This window comes from Exiguobacterium sp. SH3S1 (assembly GCF_004337105.1).
GTDB classification, from domain to species: Bacteria; Bacillota; Bacilli; order Exiguobacteriales; family Exiguobacteriaceae; genus Exiguobacterium; species Exiguobacterium aurantiacum_A.
The window spans coordinates 24,992-40,782 of record NZ_SJUW01000013.1; the positions used below are offsets into that span (position 1 = coordinate 24,992).

The window sequence follows — 15,791 nt, forward strand, 5'->3', positions numbered from 1 at the left end:
CGTCGGGACATTTTGTCACTGATGGACATACATCTTAGAGGAGGGGACCACCATGCGTAGCGCCACCAAACGGTTCACGGCATTCATCACGTTATTCGTTTTACTCATCGGCATGTGGGCACCAAACGTTCTTTATGCAAGCGACACGACGGAAACGAGCACTCTGTACGTCCAAGTCGATCTCACCGCTGAAGAGCAAGCGACACTAGACGAAGCTAGTCTTGTCTATGCCGATATTACGTATTATGGGGTTCGCGAGACCGCGGACGTCTGGCGTTTTATCGTGGACGTTCAAGCAGTCGAGACGTCCTTGATTGATCAAGTCACGTTATATAACGAGGAAGGCGTACCGTACTCGTTTACGCCAGCATCGATTACAGCTGAGCTACCGATTGAAGAGCTACCGATTGAAGAGCCAGCGCTCGAGGTGACAGAACCTGGTGTCACCAACGAGAGCAGTGAACCAATGAGCGAAGTGGCAGAACCTGGTGTCACCGACGAGAGCAGTGAACCAGTGAGCGAAGTGACAGAACCGGCAACCGAAGCGCCGATGACCGAAGAAGTGGCAGCAACGACGGTCGAACCAGCGGTCGCAATCGGACTTGAAGTCGGCAAAGAGGCGAACATCGACCAAGCCGTCGTCGGAGGGAGCATCCCTTATACGTTCGTCATCGAGAACACGGGCGATGCGACGTTGACGATCACGTCGATTGAAGACGAGTTTTTCAGCGGTGGGATTCAAGACGATGCCATCACTGCTTTCAACGAGGAAGTACGCAGCAAGTTGACGGCGCTCATCGGTGACGATGGTCTCGCTTCCGGCGAACGCGTCGAAACGACTGTAATTCTCGATGTGCCGAGCGACTACGACCAAGTGATGCATCCTGAAGTTGGGAACATCTTCCGTGTCGCTGCGACAGATGAATCGGGGCGTGTCGTCAACGCCGAAAGTCAGCAAATCGTTTTGCTCAACCGGCTCGATTTCACGGTCACGAAAGTCGCGAACCCGCAAACGGTTCATCCGGGCGAGACGATCCTCTATACGTACACGCTCACGAATACGTCGAACGTCACCCTTTACTTCGTCGACGTGGTGGAAGAGTGGACGAGCGGCGCTTTGACAGCGAAAGAACAACGCGAGACGACAGAGGTGCTCCGCGACGGGATGCGAGCGCTCGCTGAAGTCGAGAACGGATTGATTCCGGGCGAGGAAGTCGTGCTCGAACTAGAAAAAGTGTTGCTGCCGTCATACGATGTTCGAGCCGGGGGGATTTTGACGAACCGGGTCACGTTCACGTTTGAAGTCAACGAGGCAGCTCGCGTCTCCCGGGCGGCGGAAACGACAGTCCACGTCAAACAAGCGATTCCGGAGCGGGAAGACGAGGAAGCATACGTACCAGAACCGACCACGCCCGTGTCACCTGAGCAAGGCACATTGCCAATGACCGGCACGACCGAGACGTGGGCTACTGTGATTGGCCTCGTCTTGATCGTACTTGGCCTATTGTTCTTCACACACCGGCGCCGGCCGTCTTCAAAAACTTGAGCATACGTCCTTCGATGAAAGTCGAGGGACGTATTTTTGTGATTCTCGACTGATTCCGCTTCGACACTTTTTTCAACAGACGATTTTGTTATAATGGACGAAGTGTATAACGAATTGATTCGTCAAAGGAGTTTGGACATAGATGAAATGGAAACAAATAATAATCCCCGCTCTCGCCGCGACGGTATTTCTCGGTGGGTGTTCAATGAAAATTCCGATGGGGGAAGAAGAAGTGACGCCGACCGGGAACGAGACGACGTCAGAAGGTGTCACACAAGCGATTGAAGCGCGTGACTCGTATTACCAGATGATAATTCCATTCAAGCCGGCCGCAGCGCGCGGGCTCGCCCAACGCCAAGTCAGCTCATCGCTCGAACTAGAAGAAGTCGAGCTTGGTCTCATGCGTCATTCGACCGGCGCGTTCGCGCCTGAACAATACGTTTATCAAGAAGGGCAATTATTGAAGGCTGAAGACGTCTCTCGTCTGCTCGGACGAAAAGATAAAACGTCTGAAGGTCTGACACCGCTCAACCCGGCCTATGCGAACGGGACGGCAGAAGTGGCAGATGCCAAGTTCGTCGAAGAAAACAAGAAGTCGCCGCTCTATTTGGCGTCGCTCGTCGAACAAAACTATATGACAAAGACGGATAGCGGATATCAACTCGACGGTGTCTCATTCGCCCTCATTTTGAACCGCGAGTACGTCTTCCAGGCCCCGAACTTCGGTCCGACCTACACGGAAAAGTTAGATGCGAAAAAAGTCATCGCAGAAGGGGAACGGATGGCAAATGAACTCGTCGCACAACTGCGGAAGCGTGAAGACTTTAAGGGTCTTGACATTAACGTCGCCCTATACATGAAGTCGGCGCAAGGGTCACCGACACCGGGCAATTATGTCAAGTCAGCGTTCGTCGGGGAAGGTGCGGAAGTGGCCGCGTCTGATTGGAAAGCAATCGACGAGAAGTACTACTACTTCCCATCGAATACGGCGACGACCGAAGTGCGTGATGACGCACAGAAGTTCACGTTGTTTAGCGACCGAATCGCTGATGTCTTCCCTGACTTCAGCGGCATGATCGGTAAAGGATTCTATCAGAACGGTGACTTGTCACGCATCGAGATCGACATCCCGATCCAATTCTACAGCCGGGCCGAACTCGTCGGTTTCACGCAACACGTCGTCGGTTTGCTTGAGAACCGTTGGGAATACAATCGGAACGTCCCGGTCCGTATCAATGTCACCTCACTCGGTGGCACACAAGAAGTGACGATCGTGTTCGAAGAAGGCATGGCTACACCGAAAGTTTACTTTTAACAGAAGAGGTGCTTCGTAATGAAACGAAGCGCCTCTTTTTTTCGTATGTATTGTAACGAGGAAAATCTTTGACCTTCTTTGACCAAATCGGTAGAATAGACTTAACAGAAACGGGAAAGAATAAGGTGAGGTGAATCGAGATGACGAAAAACTACTATGACGTGCTTGGCGTGTCGAAACAGGCATCCGACCAAGACATTAAGCGAGCTTATCGAAAATTAGCGAAACAATATCATCCGGATGTGAATAAAGAGCCGGGGGCACAAGATCAGTTCAAAGCAATCCAAGAAGCGTTCGATGTGTTGAGCGACCCCGACAAGAAAGCGAATTATGACCGTTACGGCAGTCCGGAAGGCCCGACGTTCGGTCAAGGGACGTATGACGGTGACGGATACGGGGAAGGTTCGGCGCAATTTGAAGACTTGTTCCGTCAGTTCGGTGGCGGATCACGCACGACGTCGCGGACGTTCGGATTCGACGACATGTTCGGAAGTTTCTTCAACCAAGCGGTAGAAGAAGACTTAGATGAGACGGTCCGGGTCAACGTGCCGCTCAGCCAGTTGACGAGTGATTCGAAAGTGAGTTTGCGCCTGCAAACGGGTACGGTCAACGTGAAGATTCCGCAAGGCGCCCATGAGGGCCAGAAACTTCGACTGAAAGGCAAGAGTAGCAAAGTCGGTCAATCAGGCGACCGGGGCGATGTGTACGTCGAACTCCATTTCACCGATGACGAGACGTATCGACGAGAAGGAGCGAACGTCATCACCGTCAAACGGTTGCGGCCACTCGCTTTCCTAGACGGTACCGAAGTCGTCGTCGCGACGCTCGACGGCGGCCGCGTCAAGCTTAAAGTCAAACCGGGCTCACGTCCGGGCCAGCGGATGCGGATTCCGGGTCGTGGTTTCATGACCGCTTCAAAAGTCCGGTCCGACTTGTTCATCCAACTCGAGGTCGACTTGCCGCTCGACGCCGCCCACCGGTCTGTTTATGAACAACTAGAACGCTGAGCATAAGGAGGAAACAACATGGATTTCAATCGATTTACAGATAAAGCGCATGAAGGGATCGTCAGTTCGCAAGCACTTGCTAAACAGTATCATCATAGCGAGATGAATGAATGGCACGTCCTCGCCTCGATGATTTCGCAAGCTGACGGCATCATTCCACTGTTGTTGCAAAAGATGGAGTTGAACGTCGCGGAGATCGAGGCAGAGGTCGCGATGGCACTCAAGAACGCACCGAAACTTCAAAACCCGACGACACCGATGATCTCGGCCTCGCTGCTTAACGTGTTGACGACAGCTGAGCGTGAAGCGACCGGTATGAGTGACGAGTACGTCTCGGTCGAACACATCTTGCTCGGCATCCTCCTCAACAAGAGCCAGACGCAAGCGATGCTCGAGCGTAAAGGCGTGACCGAGGACAAGTTGCGCGAGGCGCTCGTCGCCGTGCGCGGCAACCGACGCATCACGTCGAAGTCACCGGAAGCGACGTACGACGTCTTGACGAAGTACGGCCGTGATTTGATTCAAGAAGTGAAGACCGGAAAGATCGACCCCGTCATCGGGCGTGACAGTGAGATTCGCCGCGTCATCCGCATCTTGAGCCGGAAGACGAAAAACAACCCGGTGCTCATTGGGGAGCCAGGGGTCGGGAAGACGGCGATCGTCGAAGGGCTTGCCCAGCGCATCGTCCGCGGTGACGTCCCGGAAAGCTTAAAAGACAAGACGATTTTCAGTCTCGACATGAGCTCGCTCGTCGCCGGTGCCAAATATCGCGGCGAGTTCGAGGAACGGTTACAAGCGGTCTTGAACGAAGTGAAAGAGGCGGAAGGGAAGATCATCCTCTTCATCGACGAGTTGCACACGATCGTCGGGGCCGGTAAATCGGAAGGCGCGATGGACGCGGGCAACATGCTCAAACCGATGCTCGCCCGCGGTGAACTTCACTGTATCGGCGCGACGACACTCGATGAGTACCGCCAATATATCGAAAAAGACCCGGCGCTCGAACGGCGCTTCCAGCAAGTGCTCGTCGCCGAGCCGGACGTCGAAGACACGGTCTCGATTTTGCGCGGATTGAAAGAGCGCTTTGAGATCCATCACGGCGTCCGCATTCATGACAACGCGCTCGTCGCGGCGGCTGTGCTGTCGAATCGCTACATCACCGACCGGTTCATGCCAGACAAGGCGATCGATCTTGTCGACGAATCGTGTGCGATGATCCGGACCGAGATGGAATCGATGCCGGCTGAACTCGACGAACTCGTACGCCGCGTCATGCAACTTGAAATCGAAGAGGCCGCTTTGAAGAAAGAGAGCGACGAGGCTTCGAAAAAACGTCTCGACGTGCTCCAGCAAGAGCTCGCCTCGACGCGTGAACAAGCGGATGCGCTCCGCCTGCGCTGGGAGAACGAGAAAGAGTCGACACACCGCGTCCAACACATTCGCGGGGACCTCGAGAAAGTGAAGCTCGAACTGCAAGAAGCCGAGAGCCGCTACGACTTGAACCGGGCTTCCGAGTTGAAGTACGGACGGATTCCAGAGCTCGAACGTGACCTCGCCGAAGCGGAGCGTCTCGCCGGCTCGGTGACGCGTGAACTCGTCCGGGAAGAAGTGACGGAAGAAGAGATCGCCGAGGTCGTCTCGAAATGGACGGGCATCCCGGTGACGAAGTTGACAGAAGGTGAGCGCGACAAGTTGCTCAACCTCGAGACGGTACTGCATCAACGTGTCTTCGGACAAGATGAGGCGATCCGACTCGTCAGCGACGCCGTCATCCGGGCCCGGGCCGGCATTAAAGACCCGAACCGTCCGATCGGCTCGTTCCTGTTCCTCGGTCCGACCGGGGTCGGGAAGACCGAGCTCGGGAAAGCGCTCGCCGAAGCGATGTTCGATTCTGAAGACCACATCGTCCGTCTCGACATGAGTGAGTACATGGAGAAACACGCCGTATCTCGCCTCGTCGGGGCACCTCCAGGATACGTCGGCTACGAAGAGGGCGGTCAATTGACCGAAGCGGTGCGCCGCAGCCCGTACTCGGTGCTCTTGCTTGACGAAGTCGAGAAAGCACACGCCGACGTGTTCAACATCTTGCTACAATTGCTCGATGACGGTCGCTTGACCGATTCACACGGTCGCGTCGTCGACTTTAAGAACACGATCGTCATCATGACCTCAAACATCGGGGCCGACATTTTACTCGAGGCCGCGAAAGACGGTATCATCGATGAAGAGGAAGAACGTCAAGTCATCGAGCGGCTCCGTCGCCACTTTCGGCCGGAGTTCTTGAACCGGGTCGATGAGACGATCTTGTTCCATCCGCTCACGCGCGCCCAAATCGGGCAAATCGTCGAGAAAGCGGTCGCTCGGATGGGCAGCCGCTTGACGGCACGCTCGATTCGGATCGAAATCTCGGACGCGGCGAAAGCGTTCATCGCCGACGAAGCATACGAGCCACAGTTTGGCGCCCGTCCGATCAACCGTTACGTACAACGGACGATCGAGACGAAGCTCGCGCGCGGCATTCTCGCCGGTGACGTCGAGGATGGTCAGACCGTCATGATCGACGTCGAGAACGGAGAATTGACGCTCCGTCCGACGACGGTGGCGTACTAAACAATAAGGAGCACAGGCCTCGGCCTGTGCTCCTTATTTAGCGTGTTCAGGTTGATACGTGCAATACGGCTCCTCTGCCTTATAGTCGCCGGTGACGGCGTAGGCTCGGGCACGCGATCCGCCGCATAAGTAACGGTATTCGCAGTAGCCGCATTTGCCGCCGTGCGTGTCCGGGTCCCGCAGCGTCTTGAACACCGGATGTTTCCGATAAATCTCGGCAAGCGGTGTCGTTTTGACATTGCCGCACTTGATCGGCAGGAAGCCGGACGGTTGAACATCACCGGTGTGAGAGATGAAGACGAAGCCGTTGCCGTCATTCGTCCCGCGCGGCGCTTTGGCGAGGTCGTCATGCGGATGACCGATCGGCGCGAGTCCTGCGTCTTTCCGTTTTTGATTTTCTTGCCGGGCGACCCGGCGATAGAACTGGGCCTCGGTCGTCGAGATGATGTATGGCACATGTTCTTGCAGCGCGAACGCCCAGCGCAGCACGTCCTCATGTCGTTCCGGCGAGATCGGTTGCAGGAGCGAGCCGCGACCGGTCGGGACGAGGAAGAACAGCGTCCAGACCGAGACGCCGAGCTCACCGACGAGTTTCGCGATCTCTGGCAGTTGGTCGACGTTGTACTCGGTCACGGTCGTATTGATTTGGAACGACATGCCTTCCTCCCGGAAATAGGAGATGCCGCGGATCGTCCGCTCGAAGCTGCCGCGTGTCCCCCGGAAATAATCGTGCGCTTTCGCGTCGGCACCGTCGAGCGAGAACGCCCAGCGTGTCAACCCGGCCGCTTTGGCCCGTCTGACCGCGTCATGAGTCACCCGTGGCGTCGCTGATGGGGTCATTGAGACGCGCATGCCGAGTGACGCCGCGTATTCAGTCAACTCGAACAAGTCTTCACGCATGAGTGGGTCACCGCCTGTGAAGACGAGAATCGGGTTGTCCATCGCGTAAATGTCACGAATGAGCGCTTTGCCTTGCGCCGTGTCTAATTCATCCGGGTAACGATGGTACTGCGCCTCGGCCCGGCAATGGACGCAAGACAAGGCGCAGGCGCGCGTCACTTCCCAGATGACGATGAACGGGTTCTCGTTGTAATCAATCCGTTTCATGAGCGCACTACCTGCTTCGCCGTCATCGCCCGCATGACGGCCTGTTTGGCGGAATCGACACAGTCGGGAAGCCCGACCCCGTGTAAGATCGCCCCGCACGCCTCGACGCCATCGAGAGCGGCCAAGGCATGTTCGAACGCGTGCACATGTTGCTTATGACCGACCTCGTATTGTGGCATCGTATCGACGTGGCGCTCGACTTTCGTGAAAAGCGGTGTCCCGACGTGTTGAATTTTGCGGAGCTCGTTTAACGCAAACTCGGCGACCGCTTGATCCGTTGCAGCTAATAAGGCGGGCACGTGATCGGAACCGATATAGACGCGCAAGAGCGCCTTACCTTTCGGTGCCATGTGAGGCCATTTCTTATGCATCCAACTGCAGGCGGTCAACGCATTGGCTTCCGCTTTGGCGATGACGTAACCTGTCCCGTCGAGCGCCGCCACATCTTTCTCGTCGAACGCAGCGAGGACGGTGATCGATGAGGTGCGCTTCAATTGAGATAATCGCTCCGCCTCGGGGATTCCGAGGATCGGGCCGAGCGCATTCGGCGAAGTCGCTAAGATGATGCCGTCAAACTGTTCGATCGTGCCGTCCTCGAGTTCGATCTCATGAGGGCGGACCGAGGCGACACTGGTGCCGGTGTAGAGGCGGTCGATCGACGGACGGAGCGCCTCGATGAGGATTCCGAGCCCGTTTTGTAACGATAAAAACTTCCCGGCCTCACGCGGTTTCACTCCGGCTTGTACAGGCGGCGTGAGTGCTTTCATGCCGAGAATCAAGCTGCGTGTTTTTTGTTCAATCGTGATAAACTGAGGGAAAGTAGACTCGATGCTCATATCTTGAAGCGTCCCGTTATAAATGCCTGATAGGAGCGGTTCGATCATCGATTCGACGACTTCAGAGCCGAGCCGGGTCCGGAAAAACGTGTCGAGCGAAATGTCTTCGCCCGCATAGACGCGGGGGAGCACCAAGTCCATCCCGGCCCGAGCCTTTCCACGCCACGTGAACAGGTCGGTCTTCACCATCGGCCAAAATTTCGTGGGAATGCCCATGACGGAACCTTTTGGCATTTGCCGTAACTTGTTTCGAACGTATATGTAAGACGTGCCAGTCTGTGAACGAACGAGCTGTTCATCAAGACCGAGTTCGGTGATGAGCTCGGTCAACGTCGGCTTTCTGGCCATATAACCGTCGGGACCGCATTCGAGTACAAATCCGTCCCGATAAACCGTCTTGATTTTCCCGCCGACCCGATCACTCGATTCATAGAGTGTGACGTGTGCACCAGCCTGTTTCGCATAGTAGGCAGCGGCCATACCCGTGATGCCGCCCCCGATAATCGCAATGTTGTTCAATCGATTCACCCATTTCTATAATAGTCTTCGAATTAACCGTACCGAGAATATGCGTGTAGACATAGGATAAGTATCACGCGGTTCTAGACGAAATTGTCACGGATGAAAGGGAGGGGCGACTATGGTTTGGTTCGGCATCACAGCTTCGATTGTCGTCGTTGGGATTGTCGCATTCATCGCCGCGATGAACCGACATGGAGAGAAGCTTGCCGGGGATGAGGAAAGTCCGCCGGTCATTTGGGCCGACGAGGACTGGTACAAGCCAGGATCGTCCAAAGATGACGGTCCGCCTGATGGCTAAGCTTGAGAAGATATGATAAGATGAGCCGGTTGTAAACTATCGGATATGAGGTGATTTTGATGAACGTATTAGAACAGCAGTTGGCACATTTGGTCGACGAGTGCCGTCCGTATACGGCTCAAGGAAAAGTGGCGGATTATATCCCTGAGCTCGCACATGTCAAGGACGACTTGCTCGGCGTGGCGATTTGCCTGCCTGACGGTTCTTACATCCATGCGGGTGATGTCCATCATAAGTTTACGATCCAAAGCGTCTCGAAAGCACTCGCGCTTTGTTACGTGTTGATGGAGTTCGGCGAGGACTTCGTGTTCTCGAAAGTGGGGATGGAGCCGACGGGTGATGCGTTCAACTCGATCGCCAAGCTCGAAGAGACCGTGCCATCAAAACCACTCAATCCGATGATTAACGCCGGGGCGCTAGCCGTCACGAGCATGATATTAGGGGATACGGCGGAACTTAAAATTTATCAGTTCCGTCAATTTTTAGCGACGTTGCTCGACGTGCCGGTCGAAGAAGTGACGTACAACGAAAAAGTCGCCCGCTCGGAATACGAGACGACCGACTTGAACCGGGCCTTGCTTTATTTCATGCGCCACCACGGCATCGTGGAAGGTGACGTCGATGAGATCATCGACGTCTATACGAAACAATGTGCCATCGAGATCGACTGTTTTGACTTGGCCCGCATCGGACGGGTGCTCGCGGGCAACGGGGAAGACCCGGTCACAGGCGAAGAGTTGATTCCGCGCCGGGTCGTCCGCATCGTCAAAGCGATCATGACGACTTGTGGCATGTATGACGCCTCCGGTGAGTTTGCGGTCCGTGTCGGTCTGCCAGGGAAGAGCGGGGTGTCGGGTGCGATTCTCGCGACCGGGAAGCACGAACTCGGACTGAGCGACGTCGGCTTCGGGATTTTCGGCCCCGCGCTCGACTCAAAAGGCAATTCGATTGCTGGTATGAAGCTACTCGAACTGCTCGTCGAACGCTACACGTCACGCTAGAGCTTGATAGCGTCGACAGAAGCGTCAAGTTGCTCGTGCAGTGTGTCGATGAGTCGTTCATACGCCGAAACGTATTCGGTCGGCGGTGAAAAATCGGTCCAGCGCAGCAGCAATTGATGACGGTCGTTCATCTCACCGAGCTCGGTTTGGAGCCGTTTTAACTTTTGGACCTGGTCTTTCGAGGCCTTTTCTTCGTAGTTTAACAAGTACTCGTGCAAGTAGCGTTCACGCTTCACGGCGAGCCGGACTTTATGGAGTGCCTCGAGCCGGTCATGCTTTGATGTGGCGTGGTGGTGGGACTCGACGCGGCGTTTCCGCTCCGATTTTGCCTTATCGAGAAACGCTGAGGCGTCTTGCTTCTTTAACGAGCGATACAATTGACCGCCGATGAAGCGGCGCACTTGTTGGTCGAGCGACGGCGTCATCTTTTCGGTGACGCGCGAACTTAATAATGTCCGGTCTTTTTCGCGGTTCGCTTCCATGTGATCGGCAAACGCCTGCTCGAGCCCGGTCTCGAGCGCGAGACCTTGGAGCAACACGTCCCCGTCACGGACCGCGCCGAGCGCTTCCATCAGCTGTTTCAATTGCCGATACGTAGAAGGTTTCGTGTCGTACAGTTGCATGAACGTCAGCAACTTGCGCAAATGGACCCGGGCCTGATGCACGTCTTCTGTGTTTTGAAAGGTGAGCGCTTCGGTCATATAATGGTTGAACGTATTCCATGTTTCCAATAGTTCGTACTTTAGCTTCTCTGCATTCCGTTGATTCATCCGAATTTGTTCCTTTCTGAAATGAGATGAGGGTTGTCCATGTATCAAACGCATTCACTTAACGAAAAAATAAAATTATTTTTTACGATTTTCTTTCCGATTTTAGTAACACAAGTATCATTTTACTTAATCAGCTTCTTCGATACGGTCATGTCAGGCCGAGCCGGAGCCGTCGACTTGGCTGGCGTCGGTGTCGGCTCGAGTCTATGGATGCCGGTCTATACGGGACTGAGCGGGATTCTGCTTGCCGTCGCACCGATTGTCGCTCAGGCGCTCGGGGCCCGTAATATCCAACATATCCAACGGACGCTGTATCAAGGCGTTTACTTAGCGATCGGACTGAGTATCGCGACACTCGTCCTCGGTGCGTTCCTCGTTCCGGCCGCAGTGGACGGGATGGGGCTAAGCGAGGAAGGAAAACGGATCGCCAAAGGTTATTTGCTCGCGCTCGGATTCGGCGTCTTGCCGATGTTCTTGTTCAACGTGCTCCGGACGCTCATGGATTCACTCGGAAAAACCCGGATTTCCATGTTGCTTATACTATTAGGGTTACCCATTAACGTCGGGTTAAACTACATCTTCATTTTCGGGAAGCTCGGAATCCCTGCTTATGGGGGCATCGGAGCCGGCATCGCTTCCACCATCACCTATTGGCTTCTCTTCTTCATGGCGTTCGCGTTCGTCCGGAGCGGGAAACCGTTCCTTGAGTATCGGTTCCTGCGCGCGCCGGATCGTTTAGCATGGCCGCGCCAAAAAGAGCTGCTCAAGCTCGGGACGCCGATCGGCCTCGCCATCTTTGCCGAGGTCAGCATCTTCGCGGCCGTGACCCTGCTCCTTAGCGAGTACGGGGACAATATCGTCGCCGCCCACCAAGCGGCGATCAACTTTGCCTCGTTCGTCTATATGTTGCCGTTGTCCGCTTCGAGCGCTTTGACGATTGTCGTCGGCTATGAACTCGGTGCGCGCCGACTCCAAGACGCGGTGCGCTATGCCAAGATTGGGATCGCGCTCTGTCTGGCCGTATCGTCATTTTCAGGCGCCTTGTTGTTCTGGCAGAATGAACGCGTCGCCGCCATTTATACGAATGACGCCGCTGTCGTGGAACTTGCGGCCCACTTCATGATCTTTGCGGTCTTCTTCCAATTGTCTGACGCCGTCGCCGCACCGATTCAAGGCATCTTGCGCGGTTTCAAAGACGTCAACGTGACGCTCGTATTGTCGCTCATCGCCTACTGGGTGATTGGGCTGCCGCTCGGTTTCTTACTCGCGGAACGGTTCGGATTCGGTCCCGATGGTTATTGGATCGGGCTCATCGTCGGACTTGCCGCCGGGGCAGTGCTCTTGTTCATGCGCCTCGTCCATATCGTCAAACGATACAATGCCAAAGCAGCTGTCGAAGAGACAGCGTGACAGAATAAGGTTGAATCTGGTTCGCCCGGGTTCAGCCTTTTTTTGTTTGAGTCGCAGGGAAGTCGGGCAAATGACTGATGATTTGATGATTTTTTTAAAATGAATAAATTGGTCTATACAACTATACTGATTTTTGTTATGCTATTGTCGAGAATAGTAGTGAAAGGGTGGATGACTGATGATGGTGATTATTAACGCACACCTCGTTTCTGGACAAGAGACGTGGGAACGGGGTTACGTTCGGATAAACGGGGCGACGATTGAAGCGGTCGGGGCGATGGCTGACTATGAGGCCGGAGATGAGACAGTGCTCGATGTCGCGGGAAAACTCGTGACACCGGGCATGATTGATATACATGTTCACGGGGGTTATGACGTCGACACGATGGATGCGGACCGAGACCGGTTACGACTCCTCAGTCAATCGATGCTCGCCGAAGGGGTGACCTCGTTTTTTGCGACGACGATCACGCAGTCACCGAAAGCCATCACCAAGGCGCTCGAGTCTGTCCGAGACGTCATCGAGTCAAACGAGACGACGGTTGCCGGTATCCATCTAGAAGGACCGTTCGTCAACGTCGAGAACGCGGGGGCTCAACCGGCAGAATATATTATCGATCCTGACGCCGAACAGTTTCGCATCTGGCAAGACGAGGCGGGCGGTCACATCCGACTCGTCACGTACGCACCAGAACGCCCGGGCGCACGAGAGCTTGAGCGGGCGATGATGGAATCGGGTGCCATCGGCTCAGCCGGTCACACGAATGCGACGTTTGCCGAGAACAAAGCGGCTGGCGTGAAGCACGGCACACATTTATACAACCAAATGCGCGGGCTGCACCACCGTGAACCGGGGACGGTCGGTTACTGCCTGTTAGAACGCGACGTCATGGTCGAAATCATTCCGGACGGGATTCACAGCCGTCCGGAGATGGTCGATTTCGCGTATCGCTTGAAAGGCGCGGACGGTCTCGTCGTCATCACGGATGCGATGCGGGCGAAAGGTCTTCCGGACGGGCGTTACGAGCTAGGGGGACAACCGGTCATCGTCGAGGATGGTGCGGCGCGGCTTGAAGCCGGTAACTTGGCTGGAAGTGTGTTGACGATGGACGCGGCGTTCCGCAACATCATCGCCTTCACCGAGTGCACGATTCAAGAAGCCGTGAAGATGACGTCCGCGAACCAAGCCGCGGAGTTTGGCATGAGTAAAAAAGGGTCAATCGCAGCCGGGTTTGACGCTGATCTCGTCATCTGGGACGGCTCATTGACGGTCGAGCAGACAATTCACCAAGGACGCATCGGATTTGAGAAGGAGGACGTGAAATGAATATATTAGTAGCGAAGACACCAGCGGACGCTGAACAGATTGCCTACACGCTTATTAAAGAGCGGTTGGCCGGGAAACGGGAGTTCATACTCGGGCTGGCGACGGGGAGCACGCCGGTCGGGATGTATAAAATGTTCAAGCAGGACCAGCTCGATTGCCGCCATGTGACGAGCGTCAATTTGGACGAATATATCGGGCTTGCTCCGAGTCATCCTCAAAGCTACTATCATTTCATGGAAGAACGTCTGTTCAACGATGTTCCGTTCAAAGAAAGCCATCTTCCGCGTGGTGACGCAAAAGACCCTGATGCTGAAGCGGAGCGGTATGAACAGCTCGTCCGATCAATCGGTGTCGATCTGCAACTGCTCGGGATCGGTGAAAACGGGCATATCGCGTTCAACGAACCGGGGACGGCGCTCGATGCGAAGACGCACGTGACAGCGCTCACCGAGTCGACGCGGGAAGCGAATCGCCGCTTCTTCGATGCAAGCGAAGAAGTCCCGACGCACGCGATCACGATGGGACTCGATACGATCATGAACGCGCGCGAGATTGTTCTCGTCGCAACGGGAGACCGAAAAGCGAACGCGGTCCATCACATGATCGAAAGTGTGCCGTCTGTCGATTGGCCCGCGACGATTTTGCAGGCGCATCCGAGTGTCACGATCGTACTTGATACCGAGGCGGCCTCACAGTGCGCGCAAGCTTTACAGGCACGCGGAAGCGAAGCAGCCGAACGCTTCTTCTCGATCCGCTCATAACCGTTCAACCTGGGGACGCACGTCCCCAGGTTTTTTTGGTTGCGATTATGGGAAATTGTATGGAAATGAGTTTGTCATCAAAACGTTTTCGACAAAACTCGAGGATTCCTCTATAATAAGTGAAGCTCGTATCATTCGACCGTGAAGGAGAAAAACATGAACTCAAGAACCCAGGCGCGTAGACGGCGTAAAGGTCCGTCTACGTTTTATAAAGTGTTCAGCTCGCTGATCCTCATTGCCGTCATCGTCGGCTCTAGCATGTATGGGGCGGCTTTTTATAAAGCGCACAACATGTTGTCCGGCACACAAGTGACGCTCGAGGACGACCCGACGATCGAACCGACCCGGTTTGATAAAGAGGACACCGAAAGTTTCCTCGTGCTCGGCACCGACCTCTCCCCGCAAAAGAAAGCGCGAGGGGAGTTCGGTCGCTCTGACGTCATGATTGTCGTCATTTTGAACAAGAAAGACAAGCAGACGACGATGCTCAGTATTCCGCGAGACTCGTACGTCAATATCGATTACACAGGATTCGATATCCCGTACGGTAAGACCGGTCTTGATCAAGACAAAATCACGCACGCCTACTACTTCGGATCGATGGACGAGTCGGATCCGAACAACGGTATGCGCATGTCGACGAATACGGTTGAAGACCTAGTCGGTGTTGAAATCGACCACGTCGTGTCGCTCAACTTCCAAGGCTTCGTCGACTTCATCGATGCCGTCGGAGGCGTCGAAATCGACGTTCCGTTCTCGTCTGAACAGAAGAGTTATGACGCATCCCGTGAAGCCGTCCAAGTCGAAGCCGGTCTTCAGCAGCTGTCGGGTGAAGAAGCACTCGCTTATGTCCGAAATCGCTATGACGACCCGCGCGGGGACATCGGGCGCGGCCAACGTCAAATGGAAGTCATCAACGCCGTGCTCGAGCAGTCGCTCGGCACGTCATTGATCAACAACTATGACAAAGTGCTCAAAGCGGTCGGTGACAACATGCAGACGACGCTCGGACCGAACGACTATATGCGTTTGATCGAAGACGTCGGTGCGCTCAACAACACGGTTCAATATCAATTGACCGGAGAAGGTGCGCGTGGTAATGACGGCCACTTCTATTACTTCTTGAACGAACCGTTGCTCGACGAGGTCCGGTACCGTGTGCAACAAGCGGATTCCGGCAACGAAGTCGAAGCGATGACGGAGACGGAGCTCGAGTCTTATATGTTCGACCCGTCCGGCATCACATACGAAGCCCAATAAAAAATGGTTTGCCCTCAGCGG

13 protein-coding genes are annotated in these 15,791 nt (G+C 54.9%); 10 read left to right on the forward strand and 3 right to left on the reverse strand.

Going from position 1 to position 15,791, the window contains the following annotated elements; genetic code table 11:
• Positions 1-52 precede the first annotated feature (52 nt).
• The 4 genes from EVJ26_RS12365 (at position 53) to clpB (ending at position 6,478) form a co-directional block, all read left to right on the forward strand.
• Positions 53-1,546, forward strand: a complete 1,494-nt coding sequence (locus EVJ26_RS12365) for an LPXTG cell wall anchor domain-containing protein (protein ID WP_131470605.1) — start codon at positions 53-55, stop codon at positions 1,544-1,546.
• Positions 1,547-1,751: 205 nt separating this feature from the next.
• Positions 1,752-2,861 (forward strand): CamS family sex pheromone protein, encoded by a 1,110-nt coding sequence (locus tag EVJ26_RS12370; protein ID WP_236634111.1) that lies wholly within the window; start codon positions 1,752-1,754, stop codon positions 2,859-2,861.
• Between the two features lie 140 nt (positions 2,862-3,001).
• Positions 3,002-3,868 carry a DnaJ C-terminal domain-containing protein gene (locus tag EVJ26_RS12375; protein ID WP_070328816.1) on the forward strand — a complete coding sequence of 289 codons (867 nt, stop codon included), beginning with the start codon at positions 3,002-3,004 and terminating at the stop codon, positions 3,866-3,868.
• Between the two features lie 18 nt (positions 3,869-3,886).
• Positions 3,887-6,478: an ATP-dependent chaperone ClpB gene (clpB, locus tag EVJ26_RS12380; RefSeq protein WP_131456693.1), complete on the forward strand. Its 2,592-nt coding sequence runs from the start codon at positions 3,887-3,889 to the stop codon at positions 6,476-6,478.
• A gap of 33 nt (positions 6,479-6,511) precedes the next feature.
• Here the strand turns inward: clpB and EVJ26_RS12385 are convergent, their stop codons facing one another.
• Together EVJ26_RS12385 and hemG are read right to left on the reverse strand one after the other, a co-directional pair.
• Positions 6,512-7,585 carry a TIGR04053 family radical SAM/SPASM domain-containing protein gene (locus EVJ26_RS12385; RefSeq protein WP_131456695.1) on the reverse strand — a complete coding sequence of 358 codons (1,074 nt, stop codon included), beginning with the start codon at positions 7,583-7,585 and terminating at the stop codon, positions 6,512-6,514.
• On the reverse strand, positions 7,582-8,949 hold the full coding sequence (gene hemG, locus EVJ26_RS12390) for a protoporphyrinogen oxidase (RefSeq protein WP_131470607.1): 1,368 nt from the start codon (positions 8,947-8,949) through the stop codon (positions 7,582-7,584). The genes EVJ26_RS12385 and hemG overlap by 4 nt, the downstream gene beginning before the upstream one ends.
• 112 nt (positions 8,950-9,061) lie before the next feature.
• Between hemG and EVJ26_RS12395 the strand changes: the two genes are divergently transcribed.
• Together EVJ26_RS12395 and glsA are read left to right on the forward strand one after the other, a co-directional pair.
• Entirely contained in the window at positions 9,062-9,241 is a 180-nt protein-coding gene (locus EVJ26_RS12395) for a hypothetical protein (RefSeq protein ID WP_070328819.1), read from the forward strand.
• A 59-nt stretch (positions 9,242-9,300) separates the two neighbouring features.
• The gene (glsA, locus tag EVJ26_RS12400; protein WP_131456699.1) at positions 9,301-10,242 is read left to right on the forward strand and encodes a glutaminase A; all 942 of its coding nucleotides are present in this window, start codon (positions 9,301-9,303) and stop codon (positions 10,240-10,242) included.
• Here the strand turns inward: glsA and EVJ26_RS12405 are convergent.
• A complete protein-coding gene (locus EVJ26_RS12405; protein ID WP_131456701.1) occupies positions 10,239-11,012 on the reverse strand; it encodes a CHAD domain-containing protein in 774 nt (257 codons plus the stop codon). The genes glsA and EVJ26_RS12405 overlap by 4 nt on opposite strands.
• Before the next feature lie 39 nt (positions 11,013-11,051).
• Between EVJ26_RS12405 and EVJ26_RS12410 the strand changes: the two genes are divergently transcribed.
• The 4 genes from EVJ26_RS12410 (at position 11,052) to EVJ26_RS12425 (ending at position 15,770) form a co-directional block, all read left to right on the forward strand.
• Positions 11,052-12,422 carry an MATE family efflux transporter gene (locus EVJ26_RS12410; RefSeq protein ID WP_131456703.1) on the forward strand — a complete coding sequence of 457 codons (1,371 nt, stop codon included), beginning with the start codon at positions 11,052-11,054 and terminating at the stop codon, positions 12,420-12,422.
• A gap of 178 nt (positions 12,423-12,600) precedes the next feature.
• Positions 12,601-13,749, forward strand: a complete 1,149-nt coding sequence (nagA, locus tag EVJ26_RS12415) for an N-acetylglucosamine-6-phosphate deacetylase (protein WP_131470609.1) — start codon at positions 12,601-12,603, stop codon at positions 13,747-13,749.
• Positions 13,746-14,510, forward strand: a complete 765-nt coding sequence (gene nagB, locus EVJ26_RS12420; RefSeq protein ID WP_131470611.1) for a glucosamine-6-phosphate deaminase — start codon at positions 13,746-13,748, stop codon at positions 14,508-14,510. The genes nagA and nagB overlap by 4 nt, the downstream gene beginning before the upstream one ends.
• Positions 14,511-14,666: 156 nt before the next feature.
• Entirely contained in the window at positions 14,667-15,770 is a 1,104-nt protein-coding gene (locus EVJ26_RS12425) for an LCP family protein (protein ID WP_131470613.1), read from the forward strand.
• Positions 15,771-15,791: the final 21 nt, after the last annotated feature.

Excerpts from the sequence above, each read along its gene's own strand:
- EVJ26_RS12365 (WP_131470605.1), top strand. The coding sequence starts at position 53 with ATGCGTAGCGCCACCAAACGGTTCACGGCATTCATCACGTTATTCGTT.
- EVJ26_RS12370 (WP_236634111.1), top strand. The coding sequence starts at position 1,752 with ATGAAAATTCCGATGGGGGAAGAAGAAGTGACGCCGACCGGGAACGAG.
- EVJ26_RS12375 (WP_070328816.1), top strand. The coding sequence starts at position 3,002 with ATGACGAAAAACTACTATGACGTGCTTGGCGTGTCGAAACAGGCATCC.
- clpB (WP_131456693.1), top strand. The coding sequence starts at position 3,887 with ATGGATTTCAATCGATTTACAGATAAAGCGCATGAAGGGATCGTCAGT.
- EVJ26_RS12385 (WP_131456695.1), bottom strand. The coding sequence starts at position 7,585 with ATGAAACGGATTGATTACAACGAGAACCCGTTCATCGTCATCTGGGAA.
- EVJ26_RS12395 (WP_070328819.1), top strand. The coding sequence starts at position 9,062 with ATGGTTTGGTTCGGCATCACAGCTTCGATTGTCGTCGTTGGGATTGTC.
- glsA (WP_131456699.1), top strand. The coding sequence starts at position 9,301 with ATGAACGTATTAGAACAGCAGTTGGCACATTTGGTCGACGAGTGCCGT.
- EVJ26_RS12405 (WP_131456701.1), bottom strand. The coding sequence starts at position 11,012 with ATGAATCAACGGAATGCAGAGAAGCTAAAGTACGAACTATTGGAAACA.
- EVJ26_RS12410 (WP_131456703.1), top strand. The coding sequence starts at position 11,052 with ATGTATCAAACGCATTCACTTAACGAAAAAATAAAATTATTTTTTACG.
- nagA (WP_131470609.1), top strand. The coding sequence starts at position 12,601 with ATGATGGTGATTATTAACGCACACCTCGTTTCTGGACAAGAGACGTGG.
- nagB (WP_131470611.1), top strand. The coding sequence starts at position 13,746 with ATGAATATATTAGTAGCGAAGACACCAGCGGACGCTGAACAGATTGCC.
- EVJ26_RS12425 (WP_131470613.1), top strand. The coding sequence starts at position 14,667 with ATGAACTCAAGAACCCAGGCGCGTAGACGGCGTAAAGGTCCGTCTACG.